The 23,109-nt window shown below is 48.7% G+C and carries 23 protein-coding genes; 15 read left to right on the top strand and 8 right to left on the bottom strand.

Going from position 1 to position 23,109, the window contains the following annotated elements:
- Positions 1–283: 283 nt before the first annotated feature.
- From AC2YIT_RS22755 to AC2YIT_RS22700, 12 genes are all read left to right on the top strand, one after another.
- Positions 284–2,311 carry a T9SS type A sorting domain-containing protein gene (locus AC2YIT_RS22755; protein WP_487280681.1) on the top strand — a complete coding sequence of 676 codons (2,028 nt, stop codon included), beginning with the start codon at positions 284–286 and terminating at the stop codon, positions 2,309–2,311.
- A 196-nt stretch (positions 2,312–2,507) separates the two neighbouring features.
- Positions 2,508–2,882 carry an NADH-quinone oxidoreductase subunit A gene (locus AC2YIT_RS22750; RefSeq protein ID WP_090375516.1) on the top strand — a complete coding sequence of 125 codons (375 nt, stop codon included), beginning with the start codon at positions 2,508–2,510 and terminating at the stop codon, positions 2,880–2,882.
- 27 nt (positions 2,883–2,909) lie between these two features.
- A complete protein-coding gene (locus AC2YIT_RS22745; protein WP_015813533.1) occupies positions 2,910–3,452 on the top strand; it encodes an NADH-quinone oxidoreductase subunit B in 543 nt (180 codons plus the stop codon).
- 6 nt (positions 3,453–3,458) lie between these two features.
- The gene (locus AC2YIT_RS22740) at positions 3,459–3,959 is read left to right on the top strand and encodes an NADH-quinone oxidoreductase subunit C (protein ID WP_430843930.1); all 501 of its coding nucleotides are present in this window, start codon (positions 3,459–3,461) and stop codon (positions 3,957–3,959) included.
- 17 nt (positions 3,960–3,976) lie between these two features.
- Entirely contained in the window at positions 3,977–5,203 is a 1,227-nt protein-coding gene (gene nuoD / locus AC2YIT_RS22735) for an NADH dehydrogenase (quinone) subunit D (protein WP_223401501.1), read from the top strand.
- A 24-nt stretch (positions 5,204–5,227) separates the two neighbouring features.
- On the top strand, positions 5,228–5,725 hold the full coding sequence (gene nuoE, locus AC2YIT_RS22730; protein ID WP_430843928.1) for an NADH-quinone oxidoreductase subunit NuoE: 498 nt from the start codon (positions 5,228–5,230) through the stop codon (positions 5,723–5,725).
- A 30-nt stretch (positions 5,726–5,755) separates the two neighbouring features.
- On the top strand, positions 5,756–7,096 hold the full coding sequence (gene nuoF / locus AC2YIT_RS22725; protein ID WP_487280680.1) for an NADH-quinone oxidoreductase subunit NuoF: 1,341 nt from the start codon (positions 5,756–5,758) through the stop codon (positions 7,094–7,096).
- Entirely contained in the window at positions 7,096–8,613 is a 1,518-nt protein-coding gene (locus tag AC2YIT_RS22720; RefSeq protein ID WP_487280679.1) for an ArnT family glycosyltransferase, read from the top strand. The genes nuoF and AC2YIT_RS22720 overlap by 1 nt, the downstream gene beginning before the upstream one ends.
- A gap of 17 nt (positions 8,614–8,630) precedes the next feature.
- Complete coding sequence (locus tag AC2YIT_RS22715) at positions 8,631–9,746, top strand: NADH-quinone oxidoreductase subunit G (protein WP_430843925.1); 1,116 nt, start codon at positions 8,631–8,633, stop codon at positions 9,744–9,746.
- A 41-nt stretch (positions 9,747–9,787) separates the two neighbouring features.
- Entirely contained in the window at positions 9,788–10,867 is a 1,080-nt protein-coding gene (gene nuoH / locus AC2YIT_RS22710; protein ID WP_106594065.1) for an NADH-quinone oxidoreductase subunit NuoH, read from the top strand.
- An 18-nt stretch (positions 10,868–10,885) separates the two neighbouring features.
- The gene (locus AC2YIT_RS22705; protein ID WP_015813526.1) at positions 10,886–11,479 is read left to right on the top strand and encodes a NuoI/complex I 23 kDa subunit family protein; all 594 of its coding nucleotides are present in this window, start codon (positions 10,886–10,888) and stop codon (positions 11,477–11,479) included.
- A 35-nt stretch (positions 11,480–11,514) separates the two neighbouring features.
- Positions 11,515–12,033 carry an NADH-quinone oxidoreductase subunit J family protein gene (locus tag AC2YIT_RS22700; RefSeq protein ID WP_106594063.1) on the top strand — a complete coding sequence of 173 codons (519 nt, stop codon included), beginning with the start codon at positions 11,515–11,517 and terminating at the stop codon, positions 12,031–12,033.
- Positions 12,034–12,183: 150 nt separating this feature from the next.
- Here the strand turns inward: AC2YIT_RS22700 and gcvP are convergent, their stop codons facing one another.
- The 3 genes from gcvP to AC2YIT_RS22685 form a co-directional block, all read right to left on the bottom strand.
- On the bottom strand, positions 12,184–15,078 hold the full coding sequence (gcvP, locus tag AC2YIT_RS22695; protein ID WP_430843922.1) for an aminomethyl-transferring glycine dehydrogenase: 2,895 nt from the start codon (positions 15,076–15,078) through the stop codon (positions 12,184–12,186).
- Positions 15,079–15,209: 131 nt separating this feature from the next.
- Complete coding sequence (locus tag AC2YIT_RS22690; protein WP_430843921.1) at positions 15,210–15,428, bottom strand: hypothetical protein; 219 nt, start codon at positions 15,426–15,428, stop codon at positions 15,210–15,212.
- A gap of 97 nt (positions 15,429–15,525) precedes the next feature.
- The gene (locus tag AC2YIT_RS22685) at positions 15,526–16,782 is read right to left on the bottom strand and encodes a metallophosphoesterase (protein WP_487280678.1); all 1,257 of its coding nucleotides are present in this window, start codon (positions 16,780–16,782) and stop codon (positions 15,526–15,528) included.
- A 158-nt stretch (positions 16,783–16,940) separates the two neighbouring features.
- Here AC2YIT_RS22685 and AC2YIT_RS22680 point away from each other — a divergent pair, with 158 nt between their 5' ends.
- A complete protein-coding gene (locus tag AC2YIT_RS22680) occupies positions 16,941–17,162 on the top strand; it encodes a hypothetical protein (protein WP_223401493.1) in 222 nt (73 codons plus the stop codon).
- 5 nt (positions 17,163–17,167) lie between these two features.
- On the opposite strand, the gene AC2YIT_RS22675 is transcribed toward AC2YIT_RS22680, so the two are convergent.
- Complete coding sequence (locus tag AC2YIT_RS22675) at positions 17,168–17,728, bottom strand: YqgE/AlgH family protein (RefSeq protein WP_430843917.1); 561 nt, start codon at positions 17,726–17,728, stop codon at positions 17,168–17,170.
- Between the two features lie 90 nt (positions 17,729–17,818).
- Here AC2YIT_RS22675 and AC2YIT_RS22670 point away from each other — a divergent pair, with 90 nt between their 5' ends.
- Complete coding sequence (locus tag AC2YIT_RS22670; protein WP_430843915.1) at positions 17,819–18,346, top strand: gamma carbonic anhydrase family protein; 528 nt, start codon at positions 17,819–17,821, stop codon at positions 18,344–18,346.
- On the opposite strand, the gene AC2YIT_RS22665 is transcribed toward AC2YIT_RS22670, so the two are convergent.
- A complete protein-coding gene (locus tag AC2YIT_RS22665) occupies positions 18,307–18,915 on the bottom strand; it encodes a hypothetical protein (protein ID WP_430843914.1) in 609 nt (202 codons plus the stop codon). The genes AC2YIT_RS22670 and AC2YIT_RS22665 overlap by 40 nt on opposite strands.
- A complete protein-coding gene (locus tag AC2YIT_RS22660) occupies positions 18,915–19,832 on the bottom strand; it encodes a hypothetical protein (protein ID WP_430843912.1) in 918 nt (305 codons plus the stop codon). The genes AC2YIT_RS22665 and AC2YIT_RS22660 overlap by 1 nt, the downstream gene beginning before the upstream one ends.
- A gap of 276 nt (positions 19,833–20,108) precedes the next feature.
- On the opposite strand from AC2YIT_RS22660, the gene AC2YIT_RS22655 reads away from it, so the two are divergent.
- Positions 20,109–20,378 (top strand): helix-turn-helix domain-containing protein, encoded by a 270-nt coding sequence (locus AC2YIT_RS22655; protein WP_430843911.1) that lies wholly within the window; start codon positions 20,109–20,111, stop codon positions 20,376–20,378.
- Between the two features lie 4 nt (positions 20,379–20,382).
- On the opposite strand, the gene AC2YIT_RS22650 is transcribed toward AC2YIT_RS22655, so the two are convergent.
- On the bottom strand, positions 20,383–21,015 hold the full coding sequence (locus AC2YIT_RS22650) for a DedA family protein (RefSeq protein WP_430843910.1): 633 nt from the start codon (positions 21,013–21,015) through the stop codon (positions 20,383–20,385).
- A 96-nt stretch (positions 21,016–21,111) separates the two neighbouring features.
- Positions 21,112–22,998 (bottom strand): ABC-F family ATP-binding cassette domain-containing protein, encoded by a 1,887-nt coding sequence (locus tag AC2YIT_RS22645; RefSeq protein WP_487280677.1) that lies wholly within the window; start codon positions 22,996–22,998, stop codon positions 21,112–21,114.
- Positions 22,999–23,109 lie beyond the last annotated feature (111 nt).

Here is a 23,109-nt window from a genome sequence, read left to right as displayed (position 1 = left end):
GCAAACACCCGATTGATCAAAAAAACGGAATAGTGATATTTTAGCGAAAATATTCCGTTACATTTGTGACCGTTTTGTAATTGAACACTTTAACAGATTTATACTTCGTTAGAGCTCAGAAACTTTACCTGTATCAGAATCCCAAATGCATAGTAGATTTATTCTTCCGGTAATGGCCAAGGTGTTGTTGTTAATTTGCATTTTTTCATCAGCAGCATTTTCCCAAGAAAAATCCCCCATCAGAATTACTTCCCCTGTTTTTCAGTCTGTCTACCAACGTAACATGGCCGGCCAGCGGGAGATTCAGGTGACAGGTACATTCACCATGCCTGTTGAAAAAATTGAGGTGAGGGCAGTGCCGGTCATTCAGGGACAGGGCGTTGAAACACCGTGGCTAACTTTGCAGGACGCTCCCCAGGGCGGCGTTTTTTCAGGGACGATTAAACTGATCGGCGGATGGTACTCCCTGGAAGTCCGGGGTGTGTCTGACGGAAAAGTAATAGGCCGCGATGTATTGAGCCGTTTTGGTGTAGGTGAAGTGTTCCTCATAGCCGGACAGTCGAATGCTCAGGGACTCAGAAATTACCCTGGCCCATCCGCTACCGACGACCGGGTACTGTATATTTCAAATTACAGCAACGATTCCATCGACAGACTTACCGACCCTACTCCGCCTGAGTTTAGCAAAATCAACCAGAATCTGAATATCATGTCGCCGCGCGGGCAGTCTGCCTGGTGCTGGGGGATACTTGGAGACCTCCTGGTTGAGAGACTGAACGTACCCGTCGTATTTATTAACACTGCCTGGGAAGGTACATCCATAGAAAACTGGGCGAGCAGTTCAAAAGGCCTCCCGACTAAAAATATGTACGGCGGTTTTGTGTATGCGCCCGAAATGCCTTACGCCAACCTTCGCATTGCTGCGCGCAACTATGCCAACCAATATGGGGTTAGAGCCATTCTCTGGATGCAAGGCGAAACCGACGCATTGTATAAGACACCACGTGCCAATTACAGCCGTGACCTTCAGTCGATCATGAACCGCCTCGGTGCGGATACCGGCAAACGACTTACCTGGGTAATTGCCCGTACCTCCCGGACATCAGCGGGATTCAATATTGAATCGGACATCAATCCAGAAATCGTTGCTGCGCAAAACGCAGTACTCAACACGGATTTTAACCCTACTTATCCGGGTCCCGAAACAGATCCTCTCGTACCTAACCGTGGCGATGGCACGCACTTCGTAGGCAAGGGAGTGAATGACAAAGAAGGAACCCTCAGAGCTTTGACGATTCTGGCGAATGCATGGTTCGGAACACTGGATGCCAAATTCTTCTCGACTGTCACACCGGTTAACCCCGTCGAGGTACCTGCTGTGACTGCAGCTTGCGTTACCGACAATAACGGCGTTACCCTAACGCTCCCTGCAGGTTACGCTTCTTACAAATGGAACACCAACGAGGTTTCCAACTCAATCAAGGTTTCAAAAGCAGGTACATATCGTGCCACCGTAAAAGATGCCTCTGGCAACTCGATCCTGACGCCGCTTATCGTTTTGGAGAACGATGCTAAGCCGGTGCAACCAAGCATTATTCAGCAAGGCCAGCAACAAGCTTGTGCGGATTCGACATTCCAATTCTCGGTACAGAATGGCGGCGAAATATATAGTTGGTATAAAGAGGGTTCCAACACCGCCATTGCAACGGGAATCTCTGCCAGATTAGGAGAGAGCGGCAACTATTTTGTCAAAAGCCGGAACATTTTCGGGTGTACTTCCGATAACTCGGCGGCTTCCACTTTGATTGTCCGTGCTAAAATAACCAAACCGACCATCGAGCCGTCAGGGCCTTTCAGCGTCTCGGCAAGCATCCCCGAAGGTGGCGAAGTAAATGAAGAATTCCTGTGGAGACGCCCTGGTTACGAAACCGATACTACTGCATCTCTGGTCAAAATCCTGAAATCGGGTGTTTATACCACAAAAGCGAAAGTTACGTACACCATTGGCAACAACAACCTGGTTTGTTACTCCGATACTGCTTCCAGAGAGTTCAAAACCAATGAGCAAAATGAGGTGGTGATTTATCCCAATCCAAGCCAGGGCGCTTATATCTACATCGAGTCGCGGGATAATGTGAAAGACGCCGCGATTGAGCTTTTCGACATCCGTGGTAACGTGATCAAAACTACCAGTCCGCAACTGCTCAGCGGCAGGATGCAGATCGATGTAAGCCTTTTGCCTACGGGCAAATATATTCTTCGTGTAACCGGCCAGGGACAGAGCCTTACCAAGCAAATTGTGATAAGATAAATATTCTTTCTTTGATAAGTACTAAATAAGCCCCGCCACTACGGGGCTTATTTAGTATGATACTAATTAGACAAAACAAAAAGGAAAGAATTTGATTGATAAATTTGCAAAGGCTAATTTTGAGAGACGGGGAGGAATATAACCCGCTGGCAACAGTTTTCTCTCATTCCTGCCCCCCTGTAACCGGATCATTATAATGAAAAACGAGTATCTCCCTTCCGATTATTTGCCCATCATTGTGCAATTTTTGCTCGCCGCCGGCTTCATTGGTGGCACGATGATTGTCACTCACCTTATCGGTCCGAGCCGCAAAAGCAAAAAGAAAGACGATCCGTTCGAATGTGGTATCGAGTCAGTTGGTGACGCCAGGACGCCCATTTCGGTAAAGTACTTTCTGGTGGCGATCCTCTTCGTTTTGTTTGACGTGGAGGTAATTTTCATGTATCCCTGGGCTGTTAATTTCAAAGGCCTGGGAATGTTCGGATTCGTAGAAATGTTATTGTTCATGGCCCTTTTGTTGTCCGGTTTCTATTACGTGATCCGCAAGGGCGTATTGAACTGGGAAGAATAGGCTTCGAACATTGAAATACAAAGAATTATGAAAGAAGTAAAGATAGTGGAGGCTCCGCAGGGACATAGCGGATCCGGTTTTTTTGCAACTTCATTCGACGAAGCGATAGGTCTGGCACGTAGTTACTCGCTCTGGCCGTTGCCATTTGCTACTTCATGCTGCGGGATCGAGTTCATGGCCACCATGGGCGCGCATTACGATATTTCGCGTTTCGGTTCCGAACGTCCGAGCTTCTCGCCGCGCCAGGCCGATTTGCTGATGGTGATGGGAACCATCGCCAAAAAAATGGCACCGGTTGTGAAGCAGGTTTACCTTCAAATGGCCGAGCCACGCTGGGTAATGGCTGTGGGCGCTTGCGCTTCAAGCGGTGGTATTTTTGATACTTACAGCGTATTGCAGGGTATTGACCGTATCATCCCTGTGGATGTATACGTACCCGGCTGCCCGCCACGCCCCGAGCAGATTATCGACGGCCTGATGCAGATTCAATATCTGGCACAGAACGAAAAGCTTCGCCGCCGCAATACCGACGAATACCAGGAACTATTGGCATCATATAATATTCAGTAACCCCCTATGCTCACTAACCAGGAGGTAGCCGAAGGGCTTTTGGAAAAATTCGGTGATCAGGTTTTCGACTTCGAGGAGCCGTATGGTTTGTTGACGCTCTCAACGACCCGCGAAGAGATTATTCCGTTGATGGAGTTCTTGAGAGACCACAAAAATTACCAGGTAATATTCCTGACCGACATTACGGGTATCCAATATCCTGATAATACCGGCAAAGAATACGTGGTGGTTTATCACATGCACAGCTTCGTGCATAACTTCCGCATCCGCATTAAAGTAGCCCTTTCGGCAGCCGATATTCACATTCCGACAGCGACAGGCCTTTTCGCCTGCGCCAACTGGATGGAGCGCGAAACCTACGATTTTTTTGGTATCTTGTTTGACGGGCACCCGAACCTTAAACGCATCCTGAACATTGAGGAAATGGATTACTTCCCGATGCGTAAGGAATACCCGCTGGAAGACGCGACCCGTGAAGATAAAATTGACGCCCTTTTCGGCCGATGATCTATATTGAGTAAGATATGGCAGATATTGAATTATTACCGCATAATGTCCCTTCTCAAGGCGAGTTGCCAGAACTCGTAGAAGAACTGACCACCCTCAACCTCGGCCCGACACACCCTGCTACCCACGGTATTTTCCAGAACATCCTGAAAATGGATGGCGAAAAGATCGTTTCGGGCGAGCAAACGATCGGTTATATCCACCGGGCGTTTGAGAAAATTGCCGAAAGAAGGCCCTTTTACCAGATTACCACGTTGACCGACCGCATGAACTATTGCTCCTCCCCGATCAACAACCTGGGATGGCACATGACGGTAGAGAAGCTTTTGGGCGTAGAGGTTCCCAAGCGCGCGCAGTACATCCGCGTGCTCATGATGGAGCTCGCACGCATTACCGACCATATTATCTGTAACAGTATCCTCGGCGTAGATACCGGCGCATTCACCGGCTTCCTGTATGTGATGCAGAAGCGCGAGGAAGTGTACGAAATCTACGAGGAAGTTTGCGGAGCACGCCTTACCACCAACATGGGCCGTCTCGGCGGTATGGAGCGTGACCTTTCGAGCACGGCTATCCGCAAGATTAAGGAATTCATTAAATCTTTCCCGCCGGTATTGAGAGAGCTGGAAAAACTGCTCAACCGTAACCGGATCTTCATGGACCGAACAATTAATGTGGGTTCCATTTCGGCTGAAAGAGCATTATCGTACGGCTTCACGGGGCCCAACCTGCGTGCGGCGGGCGTGGACTACGACGTGCGTGTGATGAACCCGTACTCATCCTACCAGGATTTTGAATTCGACGTCCCTATCGGACAGAATGGTGATACTTACGATCGCTATATGGTCCGTAATGAGGAAATGTGGCAAAGCCTCCGCATCGTGGAGCAAGCCATCAACAATCTTCCCGAAGGACCCTATTATGCCGATGCTCCCGAATATTACCTGCCTCCGAAAAACGAGGTATACCGCAATATGGAGGCGCTCATCTACCATTTCAAAATTGTAATGGGCGAAATCGATGCACCGGCGGGCGAAGTTTACCATGCTGTGGAAGGAGGAAACGGCGAGCTGGGCTTCTACCTGATCAGCGATGGCGGCAGGGCTCCGTACCGTCTGCATTTCCGCAGGCCAAGCTTTATTTATTATCAGGCATATCCTGAAATGTGCAAAGGCTCATCACTGTCGGATGCGATCCTGACAATGAGTAGCCTGAACGTAATTGCAGGTGAACTGGACGCTTAAAGTTTGTTAAAGACCTATTTAGAAATGACCGAATCACCTAATCTGGTTGCGTTCACACCCGAACGACTTGAAAAAGTAAAAGAAATAATCGCACGTTATCCGGAGGGCCGCCAAAAATCGGCTCTCTTACCCGTTTTGCACGTGGCCCAGGAACAATGGGGCTGGCTGAGCAGCGAGGTAATGGATTACGTCGCAGGTATTTTAGATATCAAACCCGTAGAGGTTTACGAGGTAGCTACCTTTTATACCATGTACCACCTCGACCCGGTTGGTAAGCACGTGATCGAATATTGCCGTACAGGGCCTTGCTGCCTGATGGGCGGTGAAGATGTGTACGGGCACCTTAAAAAGAAGCTCGGCATCGAAGCGGGTGAAACCACTGCCGATGGCAAGTTTACATTGAAAGAAGTAGAATGCCTCGCAGCATGCGGCTGGGGACCCGTTTTCCAGATCCGCGAGCAATTCTACATGAACCTGACCAACGAGAAGGTCGACCAAATCATAGAAGAGTTAAGTAAATAAGCTTTCATAAGCTGAAAATATTATCCTCAAATGGCTAGAAAAATTTTAACGGAGCATATTAATGTACCCGGTATCGAAACCTTCGATGTTTATCGCAAACAGGGAGGCTATACTGCCGTTGAAAAAGCTATCAAAACCATGACCCCGGAAGAGGTGGTGGAAGAAGCAAAGAAATCAGGCGTACGTGGCAGAGGCGGTGCGGGCTTCCCGATGGGAATGAAATGGGGCTTCCTGGCCAAGCCCGAGGGCGTTCCCCGTTACCTGGTGTGTAATGCCGACGAATCGGAGCCGGGTACGTTCAAGGACCACCATCTGATGAAATCCATCCCTCACCTTTTGATCGAGGGTATGATCATTTCCAGCTTCGCATTGGGAGCCAACAAATCGTTCATCTACGTGCGCGGCGAGCTCATGTATGTGATCCGCATTCTCGAAAAAGCGATTGCGGAGGCGAAAGCGCAAGGGTTTTTAGGTAAAAATATCCTAGGCTCGGGCTATGACCTTGAACTGGTCGTGCAGCCGGGCGGCGGTGCTTACATTTGCGGCGAGGAAACTGCATTGCTCGAATCGCTCGAAGGAAAAAGAGGTAACCCGCGTAACAAGCCGCCATTTCCTGCGGTGAAAGGTCTTTACCAAAGCCCTACCGTGGTGAACAACGTGGAGTCGATTTCCAATATGCCGTGGATTATCAACAACGGCGGTGATGCTTATGCGCAAATCGGGATTGGTAGAAGTACCGGTACCAAATTGATCTCCGCATCAGGGCATATTCAGAAACCTGGCGTTTACGAAATCGAACTGGGTGTGAGCGTGGATGAGTTTTTGAATTCGGATGAATATTGCGGCGGTATCCGTAAAGGCCACTATTTGAAAGCATTGGTAGCAGGCGGTTCGTCTGTACCCATTCTTCCTGCCAACCTCATCACGAAAACCGCTGCCGGCGAAGATCGTCTGATGACGTACGAATCGCTTTCTGACGGTGGTTTCGCGACGGGTACCATGCTCGGATCGGGCGGGTTTATCGTTTTCGATGAAACAGCCTGTATCGTTCGCAACACCTGGAATTTCTCGCGTTTTTACCACCACGAATCCTGCGGCCAATGCAGCCCGTGCCGCGAAGGAACCGGATGGATGGAGAAAGTCCTCCACCGCATCGAGCACGGTCACGGCAGCATGCACGACATCGATTTGCTCGTAGATATTTCAAAGAAAATAGAAGGGAACACCATTTGTCCGCTCGGCGATGCAGCGGCCTGGCCCGTGGCCAGCGCGATCCGCCATTTCCGCGAAGAATTTGTGTGGCATATCACCCATCCCCAGGAAGCGACGGCTCCGGGTGCGGTATACATGGGTGAAATGGTATTGGGTTAATGAGTATTCAGAACAGCCTTGTTTGGATCAAAGACAGGTCTCTGTTACTATCGGTGCTGTTCGGGCTACTAAGTGCTCTGGCATTGCTGATCGTGAAGATGCAGGCGGTTTTGAGCTACTCTCCCGACATTTCAGGAAGCGAGGCAAGCGGGATCGCCGCTATACAGCTACTGCTGGATGGACAGGACATTTATACGGATCCCGAAAAAGCACCGTTCAGACTGACCCAGTACACACCACTATATTTTACGATCGTTTCATTCCTGGTGAAAATCGTTGGTTGGACAGGCATTGACGTTCACAAAATATACCTCGCCAGCCGGCTGGTATCAAACCTTTTTACATTAGCAACCGTGAGCATAGCGGGTTATTTCATTTACCGGGTAACAAAACAAAAGATCGCCGCCCTCCTCACCGGGCTGGTGCTTTTTCATGTTTTGTCATTCTGGTTTCTGACAACCTCCCGCCCCGACAGCCTCCTGGTGCTGCTGACGACGCTTTTTATCGTCACAATTTACTTCGCCTTTGAAAACAATGACCAAAAGCTCTGGTTTCTCGCCATTTTCACGGGTGTTTCCGCATTTTTCGTAAAACAAAGCGGGGCTGTCCTTCCGATTTCGGTCGGCGTATTCTGGTTGATTCAGCGGGATTTCAAGATGGTTTTGAAACTCACCGCGTTCGGGATACTGACATTCGGTTTATACCTGGTGATCCTTCCCATTAATACCGTCGAGCTTTTCTTTCTCAACATTGTGGGCGGCGTGGCCAATTCAGCGAGCTGGGGTTGGTTTTACGACTGGACATTACAGTACTGGTTGTTACAATTCGCTCCCCTGATGGTTCTGAATGCACTGGTAAGTGCGTACACACTCCACTACCGGCCCACAGGATTCCATCTTTTCCTGGTGATCGCCTCCGTGCTGTTTTTCCTATTTGCAACATCCACCGCATTCAAGATAGGTGCCGGAGTGGGCTATTACCAGGATTACCTGATCGTGGCGGTGATTCAGCTCGCGCTCGCTTTTTCATATAAAAGCGATTTCACTGCGCTGAAAACCGGTTTTGTCAAATCAGGAATGGCCCTTTTCATGACCTTTGCATTTCTGCATTGCTCATTGTATGTGTTTATGAAATACAAATCGGGTATGTTCCGTAATTTTGAAGCACTTTACATTGAAGACCGTAAAGTTGCGACGTACCTGCTCGAGCAGAAAAACCTGAAACCGACAGACTATGTCTATATATGTAATTCGGAGAATTTTCAGGGATCGTTTTTAAGTTTATTTCTATTTAAAAATAATTTGATTCCTTTCTCGGATCTGGTTTACCTTGCAGACCAGAACGGGACATTCAACTACGACGAATTCAGACGAATCGTCGATGAGAAAGGGATTCGTTTTGTGATTTCACCAAAAGGCAAAGCTCCTGCAAACATTCTGGACTATGATTTTGCGAATACGCTGAAATATAGCTCCACAATGGGCTCCTATGATATTTATGAAGCCAACAAGAGATAGCATAATGTATTACTGGCATGGAAGAAGTTAAATCCCAATTGTTGAAAATTACGTTCGATGGCATCGAGGTCGAAGTAGAACCGGGCACAACCATTATGCAGGCGGCGCGTAAAATCGCCGAGGCAGATGAAAGCCAGGGCCACCTCGTTCCGCCGGCGATGTGTTACTATAAACCGCTTCCGGTTTCCGGGGGTAAATGCCGTGCGTGTCTGGTGAAAGTATCGGCTGGTTCTGCAAAGGATCCACGCCCGATGCCCAAGCTGGTACCATCTTGTATTACACAGGTTCAGGATGGAATGGTGGTGGAAAACACTACCAATCAGGCGGTACTGGATACACGCAAGAGCATTGTAGAGTTCCTGTTGATCAATCACCCGCTCGACTGCCCAATTTGCGACCAGGCTGGTGAATGTCATTTACAGGATTTCGCATTTGAACACGGTTCGGTGAAGACCCGCTACGAAGAAGAAAGAAGAACGTTCGAGAAGATCGATATCGGTCCGCACGTGCAGCTGCACATGACGCGCTGCATTCTTTGCTATCGCTGCGTGTATACCGCCGACCAGATCACCGACGGACGTGTCCACGGCGTCATGAACCGCGGAGATGCTTCGGAAATCAGCACCTACATCGAAAAAGCGATCGATAATGACTTCTCCGGAAACATTATCGATGTCTGTCCGGTAGGCGCTTTGACCGACAAAACATTCCGGTTCAAAAATCGCGTGTGGTTCTCGAAACCCGAAGACGCTCACCGCGATTGCGACAAATGCTGCGGCAAAACAACTGTCTGGTATCGAGGCGATGAAATAATCCGCGTGACGGCCCGCAAAAACACCTGGGGCGAAGTGACGGACTTCATTTGCAATACCTGCCGTTTTGAGAAGAAAAAAACCAGTGACTGGGTATTGGAAGGACCTACCAAAGTGAAACGCAGTTCGGTAATTTCTGCCAACAAATACCGTAAAGACCTCGTTGCAAAACCGGATTTCGCATTGAAACTGGCAGCATCGCAATTCAAACAGATCGACGACTCGCGGCCATACGTAACCGACGAGGAAACGATCCGTCACCAGAGTATCGAGAATAACGATAAGGCCAACCATCGTTCTTTGGCCGCCAACAATAATTAAGAGAATCAGTAGTCAAAGCAGCCGGATAAAATTGCTTTCAAATGGATTTAGTAGAATTTCTTGTTAAAACCGTAACCATCGTTGCCGTTTTCGGGCTAACGCTCCTCATTGCCATGTACTCCACATGGGCGGAAAGAAAGGTAGCAGGTTTCATCCAGGACCGTAGCGGGCCTAACCGCGCCGGTTGGGGCGGACTTCTGCAACCGCTTGCAGACGCGGGGAAAATGTTCTTTAAAGAGGACTTCATTCCTGCATTGGCCAACAAATGGCTCTTTATCGCCGGCCCGAGTTTGGCGATGCTCACGGCGTTGCTTGCGAGCGCTGTAATTCCTTTCGGCAGCACATTTCGCATTGCAGGCCACGAAGTGGCACTGCAGGGTGTTGAGTCGAACATTGGTATCCTCTATGTATTCGGCGTTGTGGCGCTGGGTGTTTACGGTATCATGGTCGGTGGTTGGGCTTCCAACAACAAATTCTCGCTTCTCGGAGCGATCCGTGCGGCTTCACAAAACATCAGTTACGAGGTGGCTATGGGCCTTTCGCTCATCGCGATCCTCATGATGAGTAGCTCGCTTTCATTGGGCGAAATCGTGGCGCAGCAGCACGGCATGAACTGGAATATCTTCTACCAGCCGCTGGGCTTCATCATTTTCATTACCTGCTCTTTCGCGGAATGTAACCGTGTGCCTTTTGACCTCCCTGAATGTGAAACGGAGCTTGTAGGTGGTTATCACACCGAATACGGCAGTATGAAACTCGGTTTCTACCTGTTCGCGGAGTACATCAACATGTTCATTTCCTCGGCGATTATTTCCGTGCTGTATTTCGGCGGTTATAACTATCCGGGAATGGATTTCGTGTATGCGCAACTAGTGAAATCTTTCGGGCCGGATACAGGTCACAACATCGCGACATTGATCGGAACAGCCGTTTTCTTCGGAAAAGCATTGTTCTTTGTGTTCTTCTACATGTGGGTGCGCTGGACGATCCCGCGTTTCCGCTACGACCAATTGATGAACCTGGGCTGGAAAAAGCTGATCCCTCTTGCTATTTTTAACATTATTATCACCGGTGCAGCCGTGCTTTTCTTGAAGCCTGTAATCACCGCGTGGTTGAATTAATTCCAAAATCGTATTGCCATGCAATTGACAAATCGCTCAAAGCAAGTAAGCAATAAAGAAATGACGCTGGCGGAGCGCGCCTACCTGCCTGCTATTGCAACAGGTCTGGCGATTACGATCAAGCACTTTTTTTCGAAGAAAGTAACGATCCAATACCCGGAAGTGAAGCGGTACCTCGGTCCTGTTTTCCGTGGCCGGCATATCCTGAAAAGAGACGCAGAAGGTCGCGAAAGATGTACTGCCTGCGGCTTGTGCGCGGTAGCGTGTCCTGCTGAGGCTATTTCAATGGTGGCCGCCGAGCGCGTGAAAGGCGAGGAAAATCTGTATCGCGAAGAAAAATACGCGGCAGTGTATGAAGTGAATATGCTCCGCTGCATTTTCTGCGGCCTTTGCGAGGAAGCTTGTCCGAAACAGGCAGTGTACCTGCGCCACGATGAGTTTGTGCCGGTATTTACAGAGCGCGACCAGGTGATCTGGGGTAAAGACCTCCTCGTTGAGGATATGAACAACCGCTATACCCGCGAAGCCTGGACGAAAGAAGAAGCGCGTGCGCTGGATGCCAAAAGAGCCAGTGGTGAAGTCACCAACGTTGTTCCACGAGCTATTCCCTGATTGGTAAACCAAGACTGTCAGCAGTTACTAACATTATGAATTCAGCAGTATCATTTTTTTACTTTCTATCCTTCCTGACCATCCTGAGCGCGGTGATGGTCGTGGTATCGCGTAACCCCATTCACAGCGTTCTTTACCTGATCCTGACGTTCTTTACGCTCTCGGGGCATTATATCCTCCTGAATGCGCAATTCCTCGCTGCCGTGAACATTATCGTGTACGCCGGGGCGATTATGGTACTTTTCCTCTTTGTGATTATGTTCCTCAACATGAAGCAGGACCAGGAGGAAGCCAAGACTAATTTGACCAAAATAGCTGCGACGATTGTCGGCGGGACTGTTTTCGTGATTCTTTTCGGTGCTTATCGCAAGACCGCTATCGAGCCATTCAACCCGCAAACTTACGATTCGCAGATCGGTATGATCGAAAGCCTGGGTCATATGCTCTTTCGGGATTACCTGTTGCCATTTGAATTGGCCTCGATCCTTTTGCTGGTCGCAATGGTAGGAGCTGTGTTGCTTGGCAAGAGGGAGATTGGGGAGCGGCACTTCTAAAGATACTCGTATCATCATGCGGCCCAAGCCTGAAGACTTGGGTTAATAAAAAGAGGCTCTTTCGAGCCTCTTTTTGTTTGGTATCTTATTCTACGCTGGCGCCGCACCGGGCCTCCCATCCCAGGCTTTAAAGCCTGGGTTATGTCCGTGTCAGGCCTCCTCTACTTCGGAGTAGGCTTCAACCGGGATACAAGAGCAAATCAGGTTACGATCGCCATAGGCGCTGTCGACGCGGCTTACGCTTGGCCAGAACTTGTTGAAGCGCAGGTAAGGCAACGGGAACGCGGCTTTTTCGCGGCTGTAAGAGCGCGTCCAGTTTTCGCTCAGCAACACGCGGGAAGTATGCGGTGCATTCTTCAAAACGTTGTCTGTGCGGTCCGCAACACCTTCTTCCACTTCGCGGATTTCGTTACGGATCGCGATCATTGCATCACAGAAACGATCCAGCTCCGCTTTCGATTCAGATTCTGTCGGTTCGATCATCAATGTGCCTGCAACTGGGAATGAAAGGGTTGGCGCGTGGAAACCGTAGTCCATTAAGCGTTTTGCCAAATCCTCGGCCTCTACACCAGCTGCCTTGAAGCCACGGCAATCGACGATCATTTCGTGCGCGCAGCGGCCATTTGCTCCGGTATAAAGCACCTCGTAATGTCCATTCAGGCGCTCTTTAATATAGTTTGCATTCAGGATCGCAAATTTGGTCGCATTGGTAAGGCCTTCGCCACCCATCATCGCGATGTACGCATACGAGATCGTCAGGATGCTAGCGCTGCCATAAGGTGCTGCAGAAACTGCTCCGGCCTGTCCGTTCGGCAAATGCTCAGGCTGCGTGCTGAAATTCACGTGACCAGGCAGGAACGGCATCAGGTGCTCGGCCACGCCAATCGGTCCAACACCAGGGCCGCCGCCGCCATGAGGGATACAGAATGTTTTATGCAAATTGAGGTGGCAAACATCCGCGCCAATGCTGGCAGGGCTTGTAAGACCTACCTGCGCATTCATGTTCGCGCCGTCCATATAAACCTGCCCGCCAAATGAATGGATCATTGAACAGATTTCGATAATGCTTTCTTCATAAACACCGTGGGTCGATGGATAAGTTACCATCAAACACGACAGGTCTGATGCGTGTTGCTCTGCCTTTGCGCGCAAATCCTCCACATCGATGTTACCACGCTCGTCGCACTTCGTTACCACTACCTTCATACCGGCCATTACAGCGGATGCAGGGTTGGTGCCGTGCGCCGAAGACGGGATCAATGCCACATTACGGTGTGCCTCGCCTCGGCTCTCGTGATATGAACGAATGGCCATCAGGCCTGCATACTCACCTTGCGCACCGGAGTTCGGCTGGAACGACATCGCCGCAAAACCGGTGATTTCGCATAGCCAGGTGTTCAATTCGCTCACCAGCTGTGCGTAACCACCCACCTGGTTGGTTGGAGCAAACGGGTGAATACCACCAAATTCTGGCCAGGTAAGCGGGATCATTTCGGCGGTCGCATTCAATTTCATCGTACAGCTACCGAGTGAAATCATGGAATGTACCAGCGAAAGGTCTTTGTTTTCCAAGGATTTCAGATAGCGCAGCATTTCGTGCTCAGTATGATGCGTGTTGAATATCGGGTGAGTCAAATATTCCGAAGTTCTTGCCAGATTTTCAGGAAGCGAAAATTCAAGATCCTCATCGATCACCATTTCACCCTGGAAGCCCGAAACCTCTGCGAATACATTCAACAATGCAATTACATCATCGAACGTCTTGGCTTCATCAAACGAAACCGAGAGGCTTTCATCACCATGGTATTTCAGGTTAATGCCCCATTTCAACGCCTGCTCACGCAGCTTGCGGGTCAGTGGCGTGTTGATTGTTACGGTATCGAAATACGTTTCGGTAACAACTTCATAATTGAATTTCTTAACCGTATCCACAAACAGGCGGGTGAGACCATGCACACGTGCAGCAATGCTCTTGATCCCCTCAGGTCCGTGGTATACCGAATAAGCGCCCGCGATAACGGCTAGCAATACCTGCGCGGTACAAATGTTGGAAGTTGCTTTTTCACGACGGATATGCTGCTCACGTGTCTGCAACGCCATACGCAATGCACGATTGCCTTCACCATCCACCGACACGCCGATGATACGACCCGGAATCTGACGTTTGAAAGCATCTTTCGTGGCGAAATATGCCGCATGTGGACCACCATAGCCCATCGGCACGCCGAAGCGCTGCGAAGAACCGATCACGACATCGGCACCCATTTCGCCCGGTGATTTCAGGAGCGTCAATGCGAGCAGGTCCGCCGCTACCGCTACTGAAATACCCAGCTCATGAGCCGAAGCAATAAAGTCGGTATAATCGATCACTTCGCCGTCGGTAGCCGGGTACTGAACAAGCGCGGCGTAAATATTTTCGTCGGTAAGATCAACCGTTGCATGATTACCCACCACCACATCGATTCCGACAGGTTTTGCACGGGTGTAGATCAGGTCGATCGTTTGCGGGTGGCAGCGCTCCGAAACAAAAAATGTATTGGCTTTCTTTCTGGAAGCGCCCTTTACTGCATGCAGCATGGTCATAGCCTCCGCTGCCGCGGTGGCTTCATCCAGCAATGATGCGTTCGCAATTTCCATGCCAGTGAGATCCGTCACGACTGTCTGGAAATTCAGGAGCATTTCAAGGCGCCCCTGCGCGATCTCCGCCTGATAAGGGGTATAGGCAGTGTACCATGCCGGATTTTCGAGGATATTTCTCAGAATGACATTCGGCGTGATGGTGTCGTAGTAGCCCGTACCGATATATGATTTCAGCACCGCATTTTTCGAAGCAATTCTTTTGATGTATTGTAAAAATTCCTGCTCCGATTTGGGTCTCGGCAAATTCAGTGGTTTTGGTAGACGAATCGCAGAAGGCAGAGTCTGGTCAATCAGTTCATCCACTGACCCGGCTCCGATGGTCTTCAACATTTCCTGCAATTCCTGTTCATCTTTACCGTGGTGACGGTTTTCAAACTTGTCCTGGTTTCGAAGATTAACTTTCATTCAAGTTAGGCTGAGAATGCCGCTATTAGGTGATTTTAAAATACAAAAGTAAGCAAATCCAAGCAAATCTCTCAGAGATCGATGGCTATGCTTACTCTTGAATATGTACAAAATGTATGAACGGGAAGTTCCTAGTGGTTAGGGCAGCCGCAATCGGTCTTCCGTTTGAAGATTCCGAGGAATTTCTTGGATCTTGGCTTCTTGTAACCTTTGTATTTTTTCTTTTTACCAAACAATTCCACTTTGGTTGCATCGGGCGCCGAAACTGCGGCTGCCGAAACAGTCTGTACGCCTGAAATACTGCAAATCAGAGCCAGTACCAGAACCCAGGGAGTGATTTTCTTGATCATGTTCGTTAAGATGGATCGTCAAAGGTTACTAATGCAACGCAATGCTCGCCGGTTTCGGTATGCATTGCGCCAACCCTTTCACAATTTTCCGAAATTTTTAAGCCTTTACCAATTCCAGAATCGTGATTTCGGGGAGGATACCCACGCGGCCAGGATAACCGAGGTAGCCAAATCCGCGGTTGACATACAAATACTGGTCGTTTTCTTCATACAGCCCCGCCCATTGCTTGTAACGGTATTGCGCCGGGCTCCATCTCACATTCCCGATCTCCACGCCGAATTGCATGCCATGTGTATGGCCCGCAAGCGCGAGGTCTATGTCCTTATATTTAGGCAAAACCTGCGCCTCCCAATGGCTGGGATCATGCGAAAGCAATATTTTCACAGGGTATTCGTCCGCATGCCCGTAAGCTTTTTCCAGATTTCCGTATTTGGCAAAATTACCGGCTCCCCAATTTTGAATACCGATCAATCCGATGGATTCGCCGTCTACGGTAATGGGCCGGTTTTCGTCCAGCATCAGCTTCCAGCCCAGTAATTCGTGCGCTTTTTTCAAATTAGCGAGGTTGCTGATCTTGGCATTCGCATCCGGCCACTGGAAATAATCGCCGTAGTCGTGGTTGCCCAGCACAGAATGCACGCCCAGCGGCGCTTTCACCTTATCGAAAATATTAATGTAATCCTGCACCTCCTTTGCCCGGTCGTTCACCAGGTCGCCGGTGAAGAATGCAATGTCCGGCTTTTCCTTCATCAACATCTCTACGCCGCCTTTTACCGCAGTTTTATTGAAAAAGCTGCCTGAGTGAATATCCGAAAGCTGAGCTATTTTCATTCCGTGAAATTGTCGGGGAAGGTTTTTCAGGGGCACTTTCACCCGGCGAATGCGGTAGTCGTGCGCGCCAGAGAGAATACCATATGCAAACGTGCCCATTAACCCTGCTCCGGCAACCACGGCTGTCGTCGCGAGGAATTGCGAACGCGGGATCACCGGCTCACCGGTTTCGGGGGAAGGCGTTGCAACGGAAGGTGCAAAAAAACTAACGATCCATTGAAAAAAGCGGCGTACATCGTCGATGAGCAGGATCGCTACCGCCAGTAATTTGGATAAATAAGGAATGGCGATAAATGCGACTACAAATGTGCGTGTGGTGCTTTTGAAGTAGTCTGGCGGGAGAAGTTGCATTCCGATATATGCGCCCAGCGTAGCGATTGTCAATGTCCAATATGCTCCTCCGATCCAACGTTGTGTTAATGGGTTCAGGTTGCGAACAGCCAGTTTTAACCCTTGCCAGACATACCAGTCGATGGCAAAGAGTATAAAAGTTAGTATGATAAAAAAGAAGGTTCTGTTCATTTTAAAATGATAGTTGTCATATCAACGACAAACATATGCAAACTCTTTCACGTTCAGCAGCCAACCGGATTTTGGATAAATGTATGTCATGGATGAATGAAGGTTGATTTCGGCAGCTAAGCGGTTTTCGGTATTTTTGTACCTTACTCTAATCATTTATGCCTAAATACGATTTCAAACGGTTCCACATCCGGTCGATGAATGCGGGATCGGACCAGGAGAGAGCGGCGATCAATCAGGAGCTGAAAGATTTGTACGCGTCGCTGCCTGATGACGAGAAAAAGATTTTCAATGAGGAATTACAGCATTTCCTCACCCACGAAGTTGCGCGGATCAAATCGGACTACGAATCGGTGAGAGGTTTAAACCAGCCTAACTAACGGAGTCAGTTAAGGCGCGGGTCGATGGGGTAATGTGCGATGGAACGGTATTCGCCGCCCATAGTGCGGAGGATTTCGCGCCAGAAATTTCCTGCCGGCGTCGAGAACAGGAAATCGGACGTGGTACTGGAAATGATCCAGGAATCCTGCTTGATCTCTTCATCGAGCTGCCCGCCGCTCCATCCCGAGTACCCGATGAAGAACATGACATCCTCCTGTTTCAATGTATTCAGGTTGAGCAACGTTTTGACATTTTCGAAATCACCGCCCCAGTAAACGTTCTTCATAATTTCCGTCCCTCCGGTAACGAGGTCAGGGCGGCGGTGGATGAAATGCAATGTGTTTTTTTCGACGGGGCCGCCCAGGTGAAGTGTGATGTCCTGATAAATGGTCTCGTCGAGCACATCTCCCAGGAACAAGTCCGTGGTTTGGTTGAGCACAAAACCGAAACTTCCCTGCTCATTATGTTCGCACATGAGGATAACCCCCCTTTCAAAATTGGGATCGCCCAAAAACGGCTTGGCGATGAGCAAGCTTCCTTTTGAAACTTTCGCGGCTGACGGCATAACCTGGCAAATTGTTAATTCAACAACGAAATATATTTATTTTTCGCACTGAAAAACGGATATTGCCCAAAATATAATAAAAATAAGATCATGGCATTAATAAAACCGGTCCGTGGACATCATCCTACCTACCATGAGAGTTGCTGGTTTGCAGAAAACGCTACCATTGTGGGCGACGTGGTGATGGGCGAAAATTGCACTGTGTGGTTCAATGCGGTGATCCGCGGCGACGTAAACAGTATTCGTATCGGGCACCATTCCAATGTCCAGGATGGCGCCGTGATCCACTGTACTTACCAGCGCTTCGCAACTACGATCGGGAATTATGTTTCCATTGCGCACAACGCTATTGTACACGGTTGTACCATCGAAGACCATGTCTTGATAGGAATGGGGGCTATCGTCATGGACGGAGCCGTTATTGGCGAGGGAGCCATCATCGCCGCCGGAGCCATTGTTACCCAAGGAACAAAAGTCCCTCCCGGCACCATCTACGCCGGCAACCCCGCCAAATACCTGAAAGACGTTTCACCGGAGCTAAACGCGGCTATTGATCGGACGGCGAATAATTATCTGATTTATTCGGGCTGGTTTAAGGAGGACGAAGGCTCAAAATAACGATCATTCTGGACATCCACACCCGGCGGGATCAAAATCACCACCTCTGGCACCCGGTTTTTGAAAAGCGACTTTCTTTTGCGTTTTACGGAACGGTACATTACCAGATATGTACTGATACTTACCAGCGGTCCCGTAGCTGGCTTCGAAAGCTGAAAAGCTAACGACAACTTCCCAAGAACGAAACCGCATAACAATGAAGGCAGCATAGCTCTTTTGATTAGTTTGATCTTATCAATATTGACAATATCCTCATAAGAAGCGAAGCCGCCGGTTCCGGGAATGAATGGGTTAGCACGAAGAACGATCCCATCGTGGCGGATGGTCACCACTTCTCCAAATAAGAATTCCTCCTGCCCGAAGGAATTCTTTTGGATGCATTGTATAAACTGGCCCTTTTTGACTTTGGTGGTATATTTTGTTTCAACGGATTGAATCAGAAAGTAAGGCTTCTGCGCCATAATCATTGAAGGTGCCAACGCCAGGAAAAACAAAACCAGGTAGCCATTCAGTTTGATTATTTTCTTTCCGGGATCCGAGATTTGAAACTCGAACAGATTTTTCTTCATCAAATGCATGAAACCAGACAAACGTAATCACCCTTTATACATCTGTTGATCCCCACAACAAGTCCAGCGAAACCACCAATAACTGCACCGCCAGCCCCTGCCGCCAGTGTCCCAACACCAGCAAAGGGAACTCCTACAATTAATCCCAAAACTGCGCCATAGACCGCATTGTTCACAATCTCAGTGACAATCGTCGCTGCAATGTTGATGATCTTCCTGATCACCTTCCCCATACCTCCCCAAAAATCGGCCTGATAGCTGTCGTAACCGTACCATGACGGATCAGGAAAGCATGATTTACCATCCGTTGCATAGTAATTCGTCGCTTCGTCGAAATTGTCGTAGTAAGCTTGTATTACCGCATTCAATACGCCTTTTTCAAGCGACGTAAGTGTTCCATCGTTCGCTACTGCAGTTTTGATTGGATTGAGATAAACATCAATAGCGTCTTTGAGATAAGAACTCCAGAATATCTGCGCGTTGCAACCGGGTGTGTTGTCAGTGCAATAGCTTAACGCGAGGTCCTTAGCCCCCTTCTGGATTGCAGAAGTAATCTGAGACTTGTAGTTGTAAATTTTTGCATAAGCCGGATTAAACGAATAGGCATTGGGATTGGATTTGTATGCGGCAACTAAACCGTCATACCATGGACCCGTCGCCGCCCCGTATTTGGCTATCGTCTTATTCCGATACTTCGTATTCAGGGCATTTTCATTCAAAGTTGAACAGTCCAGCGATCCGAAATTAGCTTGCGACAACTTTGCATATGCGTCATTCTCCATTGCTGGTGTCTTTGCGGCGGAGGTTGGGGTGACTTTATCATTGTACTTACTACAAGCGGAAAGAATAATAGATGTTACAGCGAAAAGGGATACAATGAATAAGAAACGGAAGGGATTGATACTTGGTTTTTTCATGACATTAAATGGTTAAAGTGTGAGAAAATGATAGCGCATCAAGAGGAAAGAGCCCCTTTTGAGGCATTCTTGGTTAAAGTTTGTTGATGAATTACCCATCTATTTTGCGTTATGTGAAACTACCTCACAAAACAACTGAATTACTTGCCGGATGCTGTTGCGGAAAGTGCAGGGGCACTTGCGGTTTCCGCACATAATTGAGGGGAAAGAGCGCGGGCTGTTTGGCAATTTCAAAAAGCCGCTAAATTTGTCAAGCCACTCATAACGAAGCACACTATGACAGATTTTGGAAGTAATTTCAGGAAGTTGAGAGAATGGGCAGGGCTTTCCCAGGAAGCGCTGGGAATTAGTTTGAACGTCTCCGCATCGGTCGTCAACAGGATCGAAAACAACAAGCGAAAGCTCGATATTCAGATACTGCAAAAACTCGCGATCAGCTTGCAACTGGATATATCGCTTGTCGTAATGGTATTGTTCAAAGGAAAATCGGCTCTGCCGAAACAGAAAGCCTTGAAACCCGGGAAAGCATTACCAATCCATGCCTGATCTACTATTCGGCCATCCCTTTCCGGGCATTCAAATAACCCTTGATTACCGTGAATGTCGTAATCGCCAGGAAGAAGAGAATGATGTACTGCACATAATCCACGATCCATGGGAATTTTTCACCGAAAAGATACCCGCCGCCGGTTAATGTAAAGATCCAGATTGCTCCACCCACTACATTATTGATCAGAAAAGAAGGGAAAGACATTTTCACCAGTCCCGCGAGAATAGGCGCGAATGTACGCACGATAGGTAAAAACCGGCTGATAATCAGTGTACGGCTTCCGTATTTTTCGAAATAATTATGTGTAGTTTCGATGTGCTTTTTCTTGAAAAAGAACGAATCCGGCCGGTTTTTGAAAATATCACCGAAATACTTTCCAAATACATATCCGACCAGCGAGCCTAATATCGCGGCCGTCAGCATGCTGATCAGCAAAATGAGGATCGGCACGTCGAGAATACCAGTGCCGCAAAAAACTCCTGCAAGGAAAACGAGGTAGTCGCCCGGCAGGAAGAACGCGAAAAACAACCCGTTTTCAGCAAATACAATAAAAGTAATCACCAGGAGCCCGCCAGTACGGATGATTTCCTCCGAATTAACGATGTACTGGAAAAACTCGACAATTGAATCCATAAGCTATAATCTGAGTTGGGCTGCCGGCAGCAAACTACCGGCGGCTAACTGTGACCGGCTCCGACGCACAGCTGCCTGTTTGTTGATTTTTTAAAATTAAGCATTTTCCGACAGTTCCAGCCAGCGCATTTCCTTCTCAGCCTGACTGTCATTGATTTCCTCTATCTGTTTTGACCATTTAGCCAGGTCCTCGTGGGAGCCGCCTTTATTCAGGTTTTCTACCAGTTCCGCTTTGGTCGATTCCATTTTGGCAATATCCGCTTCCAATTGCTCCATTTCCTTTTGCTCCTTATAACTCAGCTTCCGTTTTGCAGCAGCGGGCGTGGCCACCGGTTCTTTCGGAACTGCTACCGCAGGTGCCGCAGGTTTTGGCGCATTGGTGGCTGCCAGCTTCTTTTCAGCCTCCTGTTCGTCCTGATAATCCCGCAACTCAGTGTAGTTTCCTGGAAAATCACTGATCTTACCATCCCCTTCAAACACAAAAATATGTTGCACGAGCCTGTCGAGAAAATAACGGTCGTGAGAGACGATCATCAGACAGCCCGGGAAATTGAGCAGGAACTCTTCGAGCACATTCAAACTGTCGATATCGAGATCATTCGTAGGCTCATCAAGGATCAGGAAGTTCGGCTGCTTGATCAGAATCAATAGAAGCTGCAAACGCCGCCTTTCTCCTCCGCTTAGTTTGGAGATAAAGTCGTATTGCTTGGAAGGTGAGAACAGGAATGCTTGTAAGAGTACGCCGACGGTCACCGTTTCCCCGGTTCCCAGTTGCACTACTTCCGCCACATCTTTTACGATGTCGATCACGCGCTGGTTTTCATTAAATACGAGGTCAGTTTGCTTGTAATAGCCAAACTGAACTGTTTCTCCTGTGCTGATCTTCCCCTTGTCCGGTTGCAGCTCGCCGGTGATCATATTCAGCAGTGTCGATTTACCCATTCCATTTTTGCCCACCACACCAATGCGGTCACCGCGGCGGAAGGTATATTCGAAGTTTTTGATCAACTGGCGATCACCAAAGCCCTTGCTGATGTTTTCCAACTCGATAATCTTGCTGCCCAGGCGCGACGTGCGCACATTGAGTTCCATTTGTACATCGAACTTCTTCTGGCTGGCTTTTTCTTTCAGGTCTTCGAATGCATCAATGCGGTATTTCGCTTTGGTACCGCGCGCTTTCGGTTGCCTCCTGATCCATTCGAGCTCTTTGCGCATCAGGTTACGCGCCTTGTCGATGGTTGCAGCTTCGAGTTCTTCACGTTCGGCCTTCTTTTCGAGAAAGTAGGAGTAGTTTCCTTTATAAGTGTAAGCTGAACCATGATCGAGTTCGAGCATCTGGTTGCAGACGGTGTCGAGGAAGTAACGGTCGTGCGTTACTACCAATAATGTAGTATTCGAAGTATTCAGGTATTCTTCCAGCCATTCGACGGTATCGAGGTCGAGGTGGTTGGTAGGTTCGTCGAGAATGAGCAGATCGGGATCTTCGAGCAACACTTTTGCCAATGCTACACGTTTGCGCTGGCCGCCCGAGAGCGTTCCGTAGGTATTGTCGGTATGATGAATGCCGAGGCGGCCGAGGATTTCCTTCGTTTTATACTCAAAATCCCAGGCATTGAACTTATCCATATCCTCCATCACCTGTGCGAGCTCGTCGTGGTTGTCGCTTTCGATGGCATGCTCGTAGCGCTTCACAACTTGCGCCACGGGATTATTCGAAGAAAATATCACTTCGAGCACCGGCAAAGACTCATCAAATGCCGGGCTTTGGTCAAGATAGCCCACGCGGATATCCTTGCGAATACTTACTTCGCCTTCATCGGCGGGGATTTTGCCTGTGAGGATATTCAGAAATGTGGTTTTTCCGGTCCCGTTCGTCCCGATCAACGCTACCTTATCGCCCTTACTGATCCCAAAACTGATATTCCTGAAAAGCCACCGGTCGCCGAATGACTTTGCGATATTTTCCGCCGAAAGATAATTCATGATCAAATGTGAAATTCTGTATATGCAAAGTTAGGACAGATATTAAACAACGAAGAAAAAATTCGCTTTCATAGGGTAAATAGGCTAATATTGCCACTTATATTCAGTTAG

It is taken from the genome of Dyadobacter sp. SRI_021, assembly GCF_057586235.1.
The sequence above is the reverse complement of the archived record's forward strand: the minus strand, read 5'-3'. Positions and strand labels throughout refer to the sequence as shown.